This is a genomic window from Lacrimispora sphenoides, from assembly GCF_900105215.1.
Taxonomy (GTDB): Bacteria; Bacillota; Clostridia; order Lachnospirales; family Lachnospiraceae; genus Lacrimispora; species Lacrimispora sphenoides_A.
In genome coordinates this window covers 2,175,896-2,191,723 of sequence record NZ_FOIP01000001.1, presented here as the reverse complement: position 1 = coordinate 2,191,723, position 15,828 = coordinate 2,175,896, and the positions used below count along the sequence as shown (strand labels likewise).

Below are 15,828 nucleotides of genomic sequence, written 5' to 3'. Positions count from 1 at the left end.
AATCAGTCCCTCTCTCTCTGATGCCACACATAAAAAACAGCTATAACAGAACATACAACCAGTAGGATCACTGCCGATGCAGAAGCCTGGGAATATTGATATTTACTAAATCCCCTTTTATAAATAAAAGTACTTAACATCTCTGTTGCATTAATCGGACCCCCGCCTGTGGTCATCCAAATCAAGGCAAATTGCTGTATCGTCCACACAAAATCCAACATTAGCAAACTAATAATAATTGGTTTTAATTGAGGGATTGTAATGCTGAAAAATTGTTGTACTGCATTTGCACCGTCAATTGCCGATGCTTCATAAAGATCTGTGGGTATCCCCTGAAGCCCTGCCAGGATACTAACCATATAAAACGGATAGCCTGCCCATATGTTGATCAAGGTTACTGAGAACAGGGCGAAATTCCGGGAACCCAGCCATTCGATCTGTGACGACGTAAGATTTGCAATTTGTAACAGGTAGTTGATAATCCCATTGGGATTCATCATCATTTTCCATAATATTGCGATAACCGATGCTGTAAACATCCAGGGCAGTACATAAATCACTCTGAAGAATGCTTTCATATTTATTCCTATATAATTCGTATTGAGGAGTATGGCAAACAGCATTCCTAAAAGCATGTGCATCACTACACTGGCACCAACAAAAAACAATGTATTTTTGACAGCGACAAAAAATGTTTTGTCTGATAATATCATGACGTAATTCTTTAATCCAACAAACACAGGATCATTTTTGATAATAACATTGTCAAAAAAAGAATATCGGACCACCATACAGATCGGTATAATCAACAATAGAAGCATAAGCACAATTGTTGGCAGGAGATATAAGTAAGGTTCACATTTCTTTTTCATGATCTGTGACATCTTACCGCTGCTTTTCTTTTTTATCATTTCTCTTACCTTAGCCAACTCACCCATCCCCTCCTTCTTAATATCAGGCTGCACGATGCCATCATGCAGCCTGTCTCGTCTTTATTGGAATGCTCCCTCCCAGATCTCTTGTGTTGCAGACAGCATATCTGCTGCCGCGGCCGTATCGCCGTCAATATACAGCTGTAATTGCTCATCAAACTGTCTCATTAATTCTTCTGAAGTCGGAAGTCCGGTAAATTCATTGATTGCATAACACTTTTGATATAATTCATATGCTTCTACAAATAGCTCTTCAGCTTTCGAATAATCAGGATTGGCATTTACATTTCCAGGAAAGGCATTTGCATATACTGCAAGTTTGGCATTTACCTCGGGACTCATTAAATATTCCACGAACTTCATGGCCTCTGCTTTATGGTCACAGTTTTCTGCAACGCCGATTCCCCAGTTAGCCACATCCATACCACTCTTTCCTGTATAGCCTTCTTTTACCGGAATAGGCATAAATTCAAAGTTCAAGCCAGGTGCTTCTTTCTTAATTGTTGTTAAGTGTGCCAGTGAATCTGTCATAAATGCAACACGGCCATTTGTAAACTCTTCTACCATATCTGCTTCTTTCATGGAATAAGCACCTGGTGCAACGACTCCAGCATCAAATAAACTTTTTACAAAATCTACAGTATCTGCCATGAGTGGATTATCTGTCAAAGCCGGTTTTCCATCTTTCAGCATAGTTCCGCCCGAAGCCCATAACCAGCTCATGAAATTGTTCTGAATACCGCTTGGCGATTCTGTTGATAAAGGGATTGCCCATCCGGCAACACCTTTATTTGCTGCTGCAACCTTTTTACAGGCCTCCGCAAATTCCCCCCATGTCTTAGGAACTTCCGTAATACCTGCTGATGCCAATAAATCTTTATTTACGTACATGGGATATGCAAAGTTAACAACCGGGATCATATATGTATTTCCGTCTACTTTTATCTGATCAGATAATTGTCCATCATCATAACCGTCTGATGACATCAGCTCCGTCATATTTGCTATGGAACCCTGTTTTGCAAAATCATACACCCAGGCTCCATCAAGACCTACAACATCTGCCATAGTTCCTGCCGCTGCGCCTGCCGCAATCTGTGTCTTGGTATCTGCATAAGGATTGCTTAATAATTCGATTTTAATCCCTGATTGTTCTGTAAATCCATCACAGATCTCCATAAGGACACCGTCAGGCAATTCTACGCCCCACCATTGCTGAAATTCCAATGTAACATCTCCCCCGCTTGTTACACTTTCTGCTGTTGTCTCTTGTGCAGCAGCTGCCGGCTGTGCCGTTTCTGACTGTGCGGTCTTTGTTGGCTGGCTTTCGCATCCAATCAGGCTGACCGCCATACCTGCTGCCATCATGGCAGCCAGACTTTTTTCCATAAACTTGCTCACTTTCATTTATGTAGCCCTCCAAATACATGATTCGTATTCATTGCTGAATACATTTTATGTTTACAATTGCATTGTATATGAATTTTAATTTCACGTCAATATGTTTGTGTAATAATATTTCTTTTCGGAATTTTTGCTAATTATTACTCTAACCAACCATATTATCGCATATTATTTTATGCTAATTATACATATTTGTTTGTTTTATTTTTATATGCTATGCCATTATGAAATATATTTTCATGAAGGCATTAGAAAATGAATGCGGACGCCGGAAAAAGCCTGCCTCCAGCAATGGAGAGCAGACTTTTTATCTTATCCGCTGCCAGACTGATGATACCGCTAAATAATTAAGGCTTCCGGCTTTTTATCTGGCATGGTCCAGTTTCAATGGACACACTCTATGAATCAAAAAAACACCCGGAAAGAGATTTTCTCTTTCCGGGTGCCCCGATTTCTTAAGCCTGTGCTTTTTCCACCTGAACGATAGCAGTCTTCTGCATAGGAATTCTACAGTTCTTATTGTTGCCGAACTCTACGATAACCGTATCATCCGTCATATCAATGATGACACCATAAAATCCACTTGAGGTCAAAACGCTGTCTCCGATTGCAATGTTTGCAAACATCTCCTGCTGTTTCTTTTTCTCTTTCTTCTGTGGTCTGATTGCAATAAAATACATGAAGCCAAAGATCACTGCGATATAAATGACCCAAAAGCCCACGCCCATGGTACCGCCTGTTGCTGATAACATAACCATTTCCTCCTTATATAACGATCCGCCGCCTGCTTGTCTCTCTTTTTAGGTAGTTTGACCTGCCATCATACCCGAAAGCTTCTGCTCCTTGTATTCCCCATAACGGTGGTTCTCGATTGCGTCGCGGATCTCTTCCATCATTGTATTATAAAAATACAAATTATGCAATACACATAATCTCATGCCAAGCATTTCTTTTGCCTTAAAAAGATGCCTGATATAGGCTCTGCTGTAGGAGCGGCAGGCCGGACACCCACAGCCCTCTTCGATCGGCCTGTGGTCCAATTCATATTTGGTATTAAATAAATTCATTTTTCCGTGATTGGTGTATACATGTCCATGGCGGCCGTTTCTTGACGGATATACACAGTCAAAAAAATCCACGCCCCTGTCTACGGCCTCTAAAATGTTAGCAGGAGTTCCCACGCCCATTAAATAGGTTGGCTTGTTCTCCGGCAGATAAGGTACCGTCTCATCTAAGATCCGGTACATCTCCTCATGGCTTTCTCCTACCGCCAATCCGCCCAGGGCATAGCCGTCCAAATCCATGGCGGATATGGTTTTTGCATGGGAGATGCGGATATCCTCAAAGGTTCCGCCCTGGTTGATGCCGAATAACAGCTGTTCCTTATTTAAGGTATCTGGCTGGGAATTAAGCTTTGCCATCTCAGCCTGGCACCTTTCCAGCCATCTGGTGGTGCGGTCTACGCTGTTTTGCATGTATTCCCTGGTAGCCGGATGTGGCGGGCATTCGTCAAAGGCCATGGCTATGGTAGAGGCCAGATTGGACTGGATCTGCATACTTTCTTCCGGACCCATGAAAATCTTACGTCCGTCTATATGGGATTGAAAGTATACGCCCTCCTCCTTTATTTTCCTTAAGCCGGTCAGGGAGAATACCTGAAAGCCGCCGGAATCCGTGAGAATTGGACGGTCCCAGCTCATAAACTTATGAAGGCCGCCAAACTCTTTGATTAATTTATCGCCGGTGCGTACATGAAGATGATAGGTGTTTGACAGCTCCACCTGGGTTCTGATCTCACGGAGATCATCCGTGGAAACAGCCCCTTTAATGGCTGCCACCGTACCCACGTTCATGAATACCGGAGTTTGGATGGTGCCATGAACGGTGGTTACTTCTGCACGCTTTGCACGTCCATCCTTTGCAACGATCTTATAATTCATCTGATTTCCCTATTCCTGCCCAGGTTCACTGGGCATAAGAGTATTGTGTTCTCAATCTTCCGCTAAAGCCGCCTTGATCATGATGGCAGATTCGATCCGTTTCTTCTGCATTTCGCAGCCGATATCATATGCATCCGTAATGCTCCCGTGGAAGTTGTGGGAGTTAGCCGCACAGCCTCCGCTGCAGTAAAACCTTGCAAAGCAGTCCCGGCATTTGTCCTTTGCATAAACATTACAAAGCTTAAACTCATCGCGGATCTCTAAATTAGTCACGCCTGTATCCACGTTGCCAAGAAGGAATTTTTCCTCACCGACAAACTGGTGGCATGGATAAAGGTCTCCCCATGGAGTCACCGCCAGATACTCGGTTCCTGAACCGCAGCCGGACAGGCGCTTAGCCACACAGGGGCCCTGGTTTAAATCAATATTAAAGTGGAAAAAGTTAAACCCTTTTCCTTCTTTCTGCCTTTTAATGTATTCCACAGCAAGATCGTCATACTCTTTCAGGATTTGAGGAAGGTCTTCCTCCCTGATGGCATATTCTTCTTCCGGCTGTGCCACCACGGGCTCTATAGACATACTTTTAAAGCCGAGATCGGCAAATTCCAAAACATCTTTTGCAAAATCCATATTATGGCGGGTAAAGGTTCCTCTGATGTAATAATCCCTGGTTCCTCTAAGTTTTGCAAACTTCTGGAATTTGGGAACGATCAGCTCGTAGCTTCCTTTTCCATTGCGGAATGGGCGCATATTGTCATTGACTTCTTTCCGTCCGTCAAGGCTTAAGACCACATTGCTCATTTCCCGATTGCAGAATTCCATGATCTCATCGTTTAACAGTACCCCGTTGGTAGTCATGGTAAAGCGGAAGTTCTTATTATATTCTTTCTCTTTTTTACGTCCGTATTCAACAAGCTGCTTTACTACGTCCCAATTCATGAGCGGTTCTCCGCCAAAAAAGTCTACTTCTAAGTTTCTTCGGTTCCCGGAATTGGCGATAAGAAAGTCCAGAGCCTTTTTTCCCACTTCAAAGGACATTAGCGCCCGTCTGCCATGGTACTCCCCTTCTTCCGCAAAACAGTATTTGCAGGCAAGGTTGCAATCATGGGCAATATGTAAGCATAGAGCCTTTACCACTGTCTGCCGCTTTTTAAAGTCCACCACATAATCGTGGTATAAATCCTTTGTAAACAGCTCTCCCTTATCGATCAGATACTGGATTTCCTCCAGCGCTTCTTCTACTTCTGTCTCTCCATATTTTTCAGAAAGACGGATTCGTACTTCTTCTCCTACCTCTTTGTCCAGGGCCTGGGCCTCTTCCATCTCCGGCACCATGCCTGCGGCGATCTCTACGGCCTCATACATGACCGGATCCACAGAGTGAACGGAGCCGCTGTTGACATCCATAATAATATGGAAGCCATTGTTGATATATTGATGAATCACTTGTATTCTCCTTAATTGAAAAGATTTAACCGATGATTGGTTTTGGGCAGACAAGCGAAGGAACCCCTACCGTCATTACGACCGTAGGGGCATCTGCTTATCTGCCTTATGGCTATTCTATACAGTTAAAATAATTAACGGTTGCTGTTCTCGCAGCTCTGGTTTCCTACTGTACAGGATGTCTTGCAGGCTGACTGGCAGGAAGTCTGGCATTCGCCGCAGCCGCCTTTCTTCATAGACTCTTTTAATGTACTGGAATTTAAGGTCTTTACATGCTTCATAAACTTACACCTCCTGTATTTGTCTAATTCTTTGAGATTATACCACATGTTTTAGACGAGTGCAAGATGAATTGCCCCAGGGAGCCAGATAAGAGAGGATCAATTTTATTGTTAGGACATCCATGAATATCATCCATACCCCTAGAATATACTGAACCAGAAGACAAGATATAAGGAGTATTCAAATGGAAAAATCAAAGCTTCAGGTCACACTAAGAAACCTTCTTATCACCTACATACTGACCGGAATCTTGCTGGTAGTCCTGGCCTTAGCACTCTATAGATTCCGTCTTAAGGAAGGACAGATACGCCTGGGAGTCAATGCGGTTTATATTATCGCCTGTCTCTTTGGCGGAGTCTTAATGGGAAAGAGCGTACGGCATCGAAGATTCTTCTGGGGCCTTTTGTTGGGACTTCTATATTTCCTGGTGCTCTTGGCCGTATCCTTTTTCTTAAACAGGGGATTAAATGGCTCTATGAACCAGCTCCTCACAACCATGGCCATCTGTGCAGTCAGCGGCACCGCGGGGGGGATGCTTAGTTGACGGAAGATTTCCCGGGAAATGTAAAAGGGAGAGCAGAAGCAGCAAGCTTCTCTCTCCCCTCTTTCCCATCCTTCCGGTAAAGCCTGCGAAACCGCCGACCAACCAAAAGCTTAATGAGGCAAATACATCCGAACCTTATCGATTCTGTTTTTGTCCAATTCATCTACAACAAGGCGGATTCCGCTGCAGACAACTTCTTCCCCCTGTTCCGGGAGCCGGTCGAGTTGTCCGATGATCAGGCCGCCGATGGAATCATAATCATCAGATTCCAGTTCAAGGTCCAGCCTGTCATTTAAATCATCAAGCTTCATAGAGCCTTCTACCAGATATTCAAAGGGCTCCACCTCAACCAGTTCATTTTCTTCATCCTCGTCATACTCATCCCGGATCTCTCCGACGATTTCTTCCAGTAAGTCTTCCAGGGTTATCATCCCTGCCGTCGCTCCGTATTCATCCAAAACGATGACAACGTTATTGCAGGTTTGGCGCATCTCCAACATAAGTTCCGCAGTTTTTTTATACTCGTATGTATAGAGCGGCTCTCTTAAAAAATTCCTGGTATTGAAATCATCTGTCCTGTCAACAAGAAGCAGATCCTTCATATTGATGATCCCAATCACATTGTCACTGGTTTCCTCGTATACCGGAATCCTGGTGTACATCTCCTGCCGGAAAATATCGATCAATTCATCATAGGCGGCATTAACCTCTACCAGAGTCATGTCAATACGGGGAATCATAATATCCCGCGCCACAGAATCACCAAAATCAAACACGTTATTAATTATCTTTCTTTCTTCTGATTCTATCACGCCTTCCTCATGGCTCACATCTACGATGGTCCTCAGCTCATCCTCTGTGATCGGCTCCTGCTTCCGGTTCGGGTTTACATGGATAAAGCGCAAAAATCCTGATGAAAGAATTCGAATCACATAAATGACCGGTGTCATAACAATCATAAAAGCATAGATTACTTTTGCATATTTTAAAGATATTGGTTCGGAATATAAGGTAGAAATGGTTTTCGGTGAGATCTCACCAAACACCAGAATGACAAGCGTAAGGATACCGGTCCCAATGCCTATTGCCTTATTGCCCCAAATGTTCATAACCAGTGTGGTGGACATGGAAGAGGCAGTTAAGTTTACCACATTGTTACCAACAAGAATCGCACTGAGCATCTTACCCTGGTTCTCTAAAATCTTAGTCAGAGTAATGGCATTCTTATCTCCTGCCTCGGCTAAATTCCGTACCCTGATTTTATTCACCGTAGTAAGTGCAGTCTCAGCCGATGAGAAAAATGCTGATAATGCAACTAAAATAAATAACATAAGCAACTGTATATAGTCACTCGAATCCAAAAAGATCAACTCCTGTTTTGTAATATTTTATCATTGATTCTACAATAGAAAAGCGGCTATGTCAAGAAGACAGCCGCTTTTTTACGTATTTACTGCCCACGTTATCTTAGCATGAAGGGATTTCCGCAAGGTGATACACTTTATCGTTCTTTAAAAGCCTTAATGATTTCTACTATAAGGATAATTCCTGCTCCCAGAAAAATGAACAGGTCACCCAGATTGAACACTACTTTTTTTAGCTTTCCATACTGAATGCTGAAATAGTCCACAACATAATGACGAACCAGCCTGTCGTACAGATTGCTGGCCGCACCTCCCAGGGCAATGGACAAAGCAAGTTTTTCTAAAATGTTTCCTTTTCTTTGAAGAAGGCTTGCCAGCATTCCTCCGATAAAAGATGCCACTGCCAGGGGAATCATCTGCACCATAGACTGATGATCCTTAAAATAGCCGAAGGAAAAACCGGCATTATGATTCTTATGCAGCAGAATTTTTCCGCCGCTTCCCTCCAGTTCCTTAGGAAAGCCGGCTTCTTCCTGATCCTCAATGGCACTTTTTATTAAAAGATCCAGGGCAGCCAGCAATGCAATGATACCGATAAATACCATAACCCACACTCCTTCCGTCCTTATTATCTCCACTCTTTTGTATTTTTTATCCCTTGCCCAGCAATTCCCGCTTCATTAACATCTCATCTGAATGAGAGGACCGCCATTCTTATCTAAGTAAGCCCTCGTTATGACCACTGATCCAATGTTGGGATCCTTAGGAACCTCATACATGATATCAAGCATGAAATTTTCTATAATGGCTCTTAGGGCTCTTGCTCCTGTCTTTTTCTTAAGAGCTTCTTCCGCGATCCATTCAAGTGCCTCATCCTCAAATACCAGATTCACCTCATCAAGCTCTAAAAGCTTTTTATACTGTTTTAAAATAGCATTCTTCGGTTCTTTTAAAACACGGACCAGAAGCTCCTTATCTAACGATTCCAGGGTTACCGAAATGGGCAGGCGGCCTAAAAATTCAGGAATCATACCGAACTTGCGTAAATCCTCATTGGTCACGTGAGACAGGATATTGGGATCCTTCTCGAACCGGTCTTTTAATTCTGCGGAAAAACCAATGGATGACTTTTCCTTCAGCCGCTCTCTGATAATATCTTCTAAGTCCGGGAACGCTCCTCCACAGATGAACAAGATGTTTTCGGTGCTCACCGCTGTCATTGGAGTGAGAGCATTTTTCTGGTTTGAGCCCACCGGGACCTCCACACTGCTCCCCTCTAACAGCTTTAATAGCTCCTGCTGAACAGACTCTCCGCTTACATCCCTGCTGCTGGTGTTCTTCTTTTTTGCAATTTTATCAATTTCGTCAATAAAAATAATGCCACGCTCCGCCTTTTCCACATCATTATCAGCCGCCGCAAGCAATTTGGAAACCACACTCTCTATGTCATCGCCTATGTATCCGGCCTCTGTAAGAGAAGTGGCATCGGCAATGGCCAGGGGAACGTCAAGAAGCTTTGCCAGGGTTTTAACCAGGTAGGTTTTTCCGCTTCCGGTAGGACCGATCATTAAAATGTTAGATTTTTCTATCTGAACATTCCCTTCCTCATCCCCCTTTTTGGAATCCGCCAGATAAACCCTTTTGTAATGATTATAAACTGCTACGGAAATCACCTTTTTGGCCTGTTCCTGGCCGATGACATATTCATCTAACTTCCTCCGGATCACATGAGGTGCCGGAATATCTTTTAAATTAAGTGCCTGCCCTGGCTCCTTTTCCGATCTCTTTTTCACCCTCTGCTTATTAGGTATCTCAAGATCTTTTTTGTCTAAGCTTCCCAAATCGCTGAAATTCAAATTCATATAAGGCATATTCTGAATCTTAGTTATATCAAATCCGCCCTGTGTTACGGAATCAAATGCTTTCTGCATACAATCATGACACAGATTCATGCCTCCGGGCATGGAAACCATAGGTCCTGTCACATTCTCTGGCCTGCGGCAGACATAGCAGACTTTTTCATACTCATCTTCGTCTTTTTTCTTTTTGCCGCTGTCAGTGCCGCGGGCAACTGTATCTTCCATTTTCTCTTCCGGAAAATCTTTCTCGTCCAAATTGTAATCTCCTTCTATCTGTAATTATGCACCGCATACCAGATTATTATAAAGCATTTAAAAGTCTCTTACAAGTGCGGGCCAGGAATTTAGATTTTTTTAATGAGTTGAAATTCATATGATCGTAAAACAGCAAACCAATATGCAAAAATATAGCGCTGAATACTCTAAAAATAAGTACTCAGCGCAATTAATTGAATGATTGCCAGTTCTATGTAATACATTTCCCTATTCCGCCAGAGCCGCCCCCAGTGCTTTGCAAGCTGCTGCAGCCTCTCCGTCAGGCGCTTCATTGCAGATCACACTATCGTAAGCAAGCTCCACACCCGCGTCTTCGCAGGTCTTTTCCCAGGAGCGCATCCATTCGCCGTCGCCCCAACCATAGGAACCGAACAGGGCAATCTTTTTTCCTGGAAGCTTAGATAGGCAGGAAGAAAACATAGGTTCAAATTCACTCTCCTCCAAAACTTCCGCCCCCATGGCGGAGCAGCCAAATGCAATGGCATCCAGAGAATCAATCATGGAAGCTTCAAATTCGGAAGGGGTGAGTATGACCCCGTCTGCACCCTTTTCTTTTACTCCCTCCAATACAGCATCTGCCATTGCTTCGGTGTTTCCGGTTCCACTCCAATAAACTACTGCAATTTTACTCATGATGTATAACCAACCTTTCTCAATTAATCCTTCTATATCAAACGGCTACTGCGAGCCGTTCAACAGCTGTGCCTTTTGACCACTGTGCAAAATAGGTTTCCGTACATTTTTTATATCGATTAAAGGTTTGTACCGCTTTTTCCTCGTCGCCGTATACCTTCCAGCATCCGATGCATTTACAGTGACAGGCCTTGTTGTCGATGAAGCCTTGAACGTCCTCCGGCGGATAGCCAAGAAACAAGCCAATTTCATGAGGAAATCCAGAGCAGGTGCGCAGCCTGTTCACAAGCTGAACCACACAGCGCTGGGAGTTTTCAAAGGAATAGCCATATTGCTTCAGCAAGGCAGAAGCATACCCATCTGACAGATCCCGTTTTAAGTGGCTGGGACGATAGAGGTAGATCAAAGCCCTCTGTTTGTAATAGCGCAGCGGTAAAACCCGGATCCCTTTTGGCGCAAGCACACGGTTTAGCCGCCTCACCTCATTTTGGATTTCTTCTTTGGAACGGCAAGGGCAGGAAAACAAACTCCCCGTTTTTATCCCGGCAAGTGTCGGTGCACAGTGCCTGATCAGCATTTCTTCTGACATATTGCTCCCTCCTATCCGACGTGTTCTACCAGAATATTTTTCAGCGCCGACATGGAGCTGGAATGGGAACGGGCGATTATGGTATCCAGTCCCTTTGTCTCACTTAATGCACAGCGAACCATTTTATGGGACATGGTACTGGTAAAAAGCACCAGCAAATCAGGCTTGCCGATTTTATTTTTCATCCCGCCTTTTAACTCTGTAAAGACCTTTGCGCAACAGCTGTATTCCTTGCATAGTTCTTTATATTGGCGTACCATGCACTCATTTCCTCCAACGATAACTACGCTCATGCAATTACCTCCAATCCCTTAGTTAGTCTACGCTAACTATGTATGAAAAGATATGCGCCCGAAGACGCTGTGAATTAGTAAAAGAAATCAAACACCATATCCCCCGCTTGTAAGGGCAAACAGCCTTCCTCTCTTATGATATCCGGTAAGAAGAAGGGCCGCTGGTTTTGTGTGTGGTTAGCAATAACTAACTACATATTACAATACTGGAAACACCTGCATTTGTCAAGCATATTTGAAAAAATAGCCATCTTTTTTATAAGCTATTATAAAATACATTGAGCCGGCCCATTTTTAAGTACAAAAAATTCTCCCCAGGCCCAATCAATGAACCTGGAGAGACTTTATTCTTCTTAACCCTGCTGCGGAACCTCTGCCGGCCTGTTGCCGAGCGTAATATCTACATTCCTTTCCACATACTGTCCGTTTTCAACAGACTGGACAGTAAGAGTCACGGTGGTTCCTCCTTCATAATATTTAAGCATGTTTGTCAGGTCATCGTAAGTCTTAATTCCCTGGCCGTCAAACTTGGTAATAATATCTTTTTCCCGCAGTTCAGACTTGGAAGCAGCTCCGCCTTCTACGATCTTATAGATGAACACGCCCTGAGGCATACCAAGCTGCTGGCTTGTGACTGCATCAATATTCTTGCACTGGATACCTAAATATCCCTGGTTTGCATCGGTGACCTGAGTTCTGGTCTTTCTGGTCATCAAGTTATCAATGATATCCTGAGCCTTGGAAATGGGGATCGCATAGCCCATACCCTCTACTTCAGTAGAAGAATATTTGGCTGAATTAATACCGACCACCTCGCCGCGCATATTTAACAGAGCGCCGCCGCTGTTACCGGGATTAATGGCTGCATCGGTCTGAAGCAGATCACGGCTTGTGCCATCCTCTGTCTGTACGGAGCGGTCAAGTGCGCTGACATAACCAACGGTTACGGACTGTCCATAACCAAGAGCATTGCCGATGGCGACAACTCCCTGACCTACCTTTAAGTTATCGGAAGTTCCAAGAGAGGCAATCGCAATCTTTGATAATGTATCTGAAGAAATATTTTTTAACGGAACTGCGATCACTGCTAAGTCACTGTCTGCATCTGTACCCTTAATGGAAGCATCTACGGCTACCTCGTCAATAAATGTAACCTTTAATTCCTCTGCTCCCTGTACGACATGGTTATTCGTTACGATTAAAAGTTCATCGTCGTTCTTGCCGACAACGATACCGGAGCCGCTGCCAACCCCTTCTCTCTGCATAGGGCCGAACCAAGTCTGGCTTTCATAAACCATCTTGCTGGTAATTGCAACTACGGATGGCATGGCTTTGTCTACGATGGCTGAAACATCATTAGCGGCGGTAATGCTGGAAGTGTTTGACGCCTGGACTCCTGAATCGCTGGTGGAAGAGGGAATGGTTTCCGCCTGGCTGATCTCCACAGGGTTTTTACTTCCATAAGCTCCGGCTGCCCAGTTGATCCCAACCATGGTGCTTCCGGCAACCACACCAAAGACAAGTGCTCCTCCAACAAGGCCGGCTGCCTTCTTTGCAAAGCCGCCTTTTTTCTTAGGCATTGCTTCCTCCTGGAATTCATTTTGCCCTGCTGCCCTGTGGTACTGGTATTCCTGATAATGAGGAATATCCTGCTGCGCTTCATAAGAGCTGTGAGTCTGGGGCTGGGGCTGAGGCTGGCTGCTGCTTTCGGAATCCTGGGCACTGGTTTTTTCTAAATCCGGATCCCTCATAATAAAATTTGTGGTAACAGCTTCTTCTTTATGCTCTTCAGGATTCATGCGGCCTGTGTCTTTTTTCTCATCTTCGTCATACATAGAATCTATCTCCTTTCATGTATACCTGTTATTTCTTTTGATAATCAGAGTCTATCAATGAATTGTGACCATTTTGTGATAAAATTATATTGAATATGTGAAAAGAAAAAAATCCCCGCATCAGCGGCCTTTTTTATCGTCAAAGCCCTGTCTGCGGGGTATTCATCTTTTATTTACTTAATCAATTATTGGTTGGGGGCTGAACCACAATCGGAACATCCGAATTCCCGCCAGTCGTCGGGTTGGAAGGATGGGATGCAGTTGTTTCTCCCGGTCCTCCGCCCGGTCCTGCTGAGGTTGTCTGCGGAGCCGTTGTCTCGTTAGGTGCTGTTGTCTGGCCTGGTCCTGGTCCATGAGGAGATGTAGTCTCCTGTTCACTGGTTGAAGGTAAAGGCTTTGTTTCCCCTGGCTTCGTTGATCCTGTCGTGGTTTCTGAAGGCTTTGATTCCCCAGGCCTGGTTTCCTTGGTCTCACCCGTACTGCTTTCTGAGGAGTCCGTAGGCTTTCCTGGTTTTCCGCTTCCATCCGTAGCTCCTGTTGAATCTTCTTGTGCGGAAGATTCTTCTGCAGCAGTGGTTTTCTCCGGTTTCGTCGTTTCTGTGGGCTTCTTTGTATCATCGTCTTTCGTGCCGTTGGTTGAGGTGCTCCCTTGTTTATACATGCCGGTATCAGCGGCAATTTTAGCGCTTATTTTTTTAACCATATCCGAAGGCTCATAGTTTTCCTTATCAAAAAGAAGTTTATGGAGTTCGGTAACATTGGATTCCAAGGTCTGAGGAATTACGCAGTCTCCTCTTTTTCCTACCGTCATATCACCGCGGGTAAATGGAAAACCACCTGTTTTGCCGATATGATACTTGCCGATATCCAAAAGCAGCTCCGTAAAGTCGCTAAAGGTAAGGTTTGATCCTATCTGATCTACCTCCATCAACAAGATCCTGTTAAGCAGTCCAAGGTCGGCCTTCTTTGCTTTTTCAAAGGTTTTTTCAATGACAAGGCGCTGGCGCTCTGTTCTTTGAAAGTCAGTATCCATTTTTCTCAGTCTGGCATAGGCAACTGCCTGCACACCATCTAAATGATTCATTCCTGCTGACTTTAAATGAACCGAAGGCACACCTGTTTCTTTCACAGTTTCTGTGATAAAGGAATTGATGTAACGAAATTCTGGTTTGGTAATTTCAATGTCTACACCGCCAAGCATATTGATTCCGTCAGCTACCGATTTCCAGTTAAAGGTAACGAATTCCGTGATATCCAGATCCAGATCCCGGTTGAGGGCAGCCAGAGCCTGTGCGGCTCCCCCATTGGCATAGGCGGCATTTATCTTATTATAAGAATATCCTTCTCCAATACTCATGTATGTATCACGGTAGACGGATACAAGCCTGATCTCACCCGTATCTCTGTTAATATTACAAATCATAATTAAATCAGAGTTACTTCCTTTATTGATATTCCCATCACGGCCGTCAAGACCAAATATGGCGATGGTGCGATAACCGGTCATATGCTGTTTCTGTATAGGAGACAGGATATCATTGCTTACCTGGTTTTTATTAAAATCATCTGGTCTTTGGATGGATCCCATCAGTCTGGCTACATAAGCATAGGCGAAAATTCCTGCCAGTGTAAAGATTTCAAGAACCACCATAAGAATGATACGTCTGATTTTTCTCTTTTTTCCAGCCTGAGCCGCTGACCGGCTGGCTGCCACATTTTTATCCTGTCCCGGCACTCTCTGCTGCTGCTTTGTGCCGCCGTCTCCAATGACAATCTGGCCTCTTGATGAACTCTGGCTATTTCCCGAAGAAGTCCGGCTTCCGGCAGTTCCCTGGCCGTTTTCTAAGGCAGCCCTGCCTCCTGATGTTCTCTGGCTATTTCCTGAAGCAGTCCGGCTTACCGTCGCTCCCTGGCTAATACTTGCGGCAGCACGGTTTGCCGCTGCTCTCTGGCCATCTCCTGAAGAAACACGGTTTCCCGCTGCTCTTTGGCTATCTCCTGAAGCAGCACGGCCTCCCGCTGCTCTTTGGCCATCTCCTGAAGCAGCACGGCCTCCCGCTGCTCTTTGGCTATCTCCTGAAGCAGCTCGTTTTCCCGCTGCTCCATGACTTTTACCTGGACCGGCGACCGATGAGGACTGTCCTCGAAAGGCTGCCTGGCCGTCACCGGATGATTGTCTGAACCGGTCAGCGCTCCTGGTTCTTTCCCCAGTCCCGCCTCTCCTTACAGACGCATCATCAGCCTTTTTTGGTAAATCATGACCGTCTGCTGCCTGATTTGACCTGTCGTATTTCTGTTCCTGATAATTTTCATAATCATCATCCAGGTAGTAATCTTCATCAGACGGATCTGGTTTTGAGTTGAAACCGCGCTTTCTTTTCCTAATATCCTCGCGGCCTACTTCATCGTCAAATTCATTTCTCATTTATTT

General features: G+C 44.5%; 15 protein-coding genes. 1 reads left to right on the top strand and 14 read right to left on the bottom strand.

Going from position 1 to position 15,828, the window contains the following annotated elements; all coding sequences use genetic code 11:
* Positions 1 to 2: 2 nt before the first annotated feature.
* From BMW45_RS09930 to scfA, 6 genes are all read right to left on the bottom strand, one after another.
* A complete protein-coding gene (locus tag BMW45_RS09930) occupies positions 3 to 938 on the bottom strand; it encodes a carbohydrate ABC transporter permease (RefSeq protein WP_242882974.1) in 936 nt (311 codons plus the stop codon).
* A gap of 54 nt (positions 939 to 992) precedes the next feature.
* Positions 993 to 2,339 carry an ABC transporter substrate-binding protein gene (locus BMW45_RS09925; RefSeq protein WP_092242895.1) on the bottom strand — a complete coding sequence of 449 codons (1,347 nt, stop codon included), beginning with the start codon at positions 2,337 to 2,339 and terminating at the stop codon, positions 993 to 995.
* A 452-nt stretch (positions 2,340 to 2,791) separates the two neighbouring features.
* A complete protein-coding gene (yajC, locus tag BMW45_RS09920; RefSeq protein WP_085961456.1) occupies positions 2,792 to 3,088 on the bottom strand; it encodes a preprotein translocase subunit YajC in 297 nt (98 codons plus the stop codon).
* Between the two features lie 48 nt (positions 3,089 to 3,136).
* Entirely contained in the window at positions 3,137 to 4,276 is a 1,140-nt protein-coding gene (gene tgt, locus BMW45_RS09915; RefSeq protein WP_092242893.1) for a tRNA guanosine(34) transglycosylase Tgt, read from the bottom strand.
* Positions 4,277 to 4,327: 51 nt separating this feature from the next.
* Positions 4,328 to 5,722: a thioether cross-link-forming SCIFF peptide maturase gene (scfB, locus tag BMW45_RS09910; protein ID WP_092242890.1), complete on the bottom strand. Its 1,395-nt coding sequence runs from the start codon at positions 5,720 to 5,722 to the stop codon at positions 4,328 to 4,330.
* Between the two features lie 134 nt (positions 5,723 to 5,856).
* On the bottom strand, positions 5,857 to 6,003 hold the full coding sequence (gene scfA, locus BMW45_RS09905) for a six-cysteine ranthipeptide SCIFF (RefSeq protein ID WP_002601553.1): 147 nt from the start codon (positions 6,001 to 6,003) through the stop codon (positions 5,857 to 5,859).
* A gap of 185 nt (positions 6,004 to 6,188) precedes the next feature.
* Here scfA and BMW45_RS09900 point away from each other — a divergent pair, with 185 nt between their 5' ends.
* Positions 6,189 to 6,548, top strand: coding sequence for a TIGR04086 family membrane protein (locus tag BMW45_RS09900; protein WP_092242888.1), 360 nt, complete (start codon positions 6,189 to 6,191; stop codon positions 6,546 to 6,548).
* A gap of 110 nt (positions 6,549 to 6,658) precedes the next feature.
* On the opposite strand, the gene BMW45_RS09895 is transcribed toward BMW45_RS09900, so the two are convergent.
* The 8 genes from BMW45_RS09895 to BMW45_RS09860 form a co-directional block, all read right to left on the bottom strand.
* Positions 6,659 to 7,909, bottom strand: a complete 1,251-nt coding sequence (locus BMW45_RS09895) for an HlyC/CorC family transporter (protein WP_092242885.1) — start codon at positions 7,907 to 7,909, stop codon at positions 6,659 to 6,661.
* Between the two features lie 140 nt (positions 7,910 to 8,049).
* Positions 8,050 to 8,517: a signal peptidase II gene (locus tag BMW45_RS09890; protein WP_025229985.1), complete on the bottom strand. Its 468-nt coding sequence runs from the start codon at positions 8,515 to 8,517 to the stop codon at positions 8,050 to 8,052.
* 75 nt (positions 8,518 to 8,592) lie between these two features.
* The gene (clpX, locus tag BMW45_RS09885; RefSeq protein WP_092242882.1) at positions 8,593 to 10,026 is read right to left on the bottom strand and encodes an ATP-dependent Clp protease ATP-binding subunit ClpX; all 1,434 of its coding nucleotides are present in this window, start codon (positions 10,024 to 10,026) and stop codon (positions 8,593 to 8,595) included.
* Positions 10,027 to 10,254: 228 nt separating this feature from the next.
* Complete coding sequence (locus BMW45_RS09880; protein ID WP_092242879.1) at positions 10,255 to 10,680, bottom strand: flavodoxin; 426 nt, start codon at positions 10,678 to 10,680, stop codon at positions 10,255 to 10,257.
* Positions 10,681 to 10,717: 37 nt separating this feature from the next.
* On the bottom strand, positions 10,718 to 11,269 hold the full coding sequence (locus BMW45_RS09875; RefSeq protein WP_025229988.1) for a DUF3793 family protein: 552 nt from the start codon (positions 11,267 to 11,269) through the stop codon (positions 10,718 to 10,720).
* 11 nt (positions 11,270 to 11,280) lie between these two features.
* Positions 11,281 to 11,562, bottom strand: a complete 282-nt coding sequence (locus BMW45_RS09870) for a DUF2325 domain-containing protein (RefSeq protein WP_025229989.1) — start codon at positions 11,560 to 11,562, stop codon at positions 11,281 to 11,283.
* A 353-nt stretch (positions 11,563 to 11,915) separates the two neighbouring features.
* Positions 11,916 to 13,397 (bottom strand): S1C family serine protease, encoded by a 1,482-nt coding sequence (locus BMW45_RS09865; protein ID WP_092242876.1) that lies wholly within the window; start codon positions 13,395 to 13,397, stop codon positions 11,916 to 11,918.
* A gap of 181 nt (positions 13,398 to 13,578) precedes the next feature.
* Positions 13,579 to 15,822: an LCP family protein gene (locus BMW45_RS09860; protein WP_092242873.1), complete on the bottom strand. Its 2,244-nt coding sequence runs from the start codon at positions 15,820 to 15,822 to the stop codon at positions 13,579 to 13,581.
* Between the last annotated feature and the right edge of the window lie 6 nt (positions 15,823 to 15,828).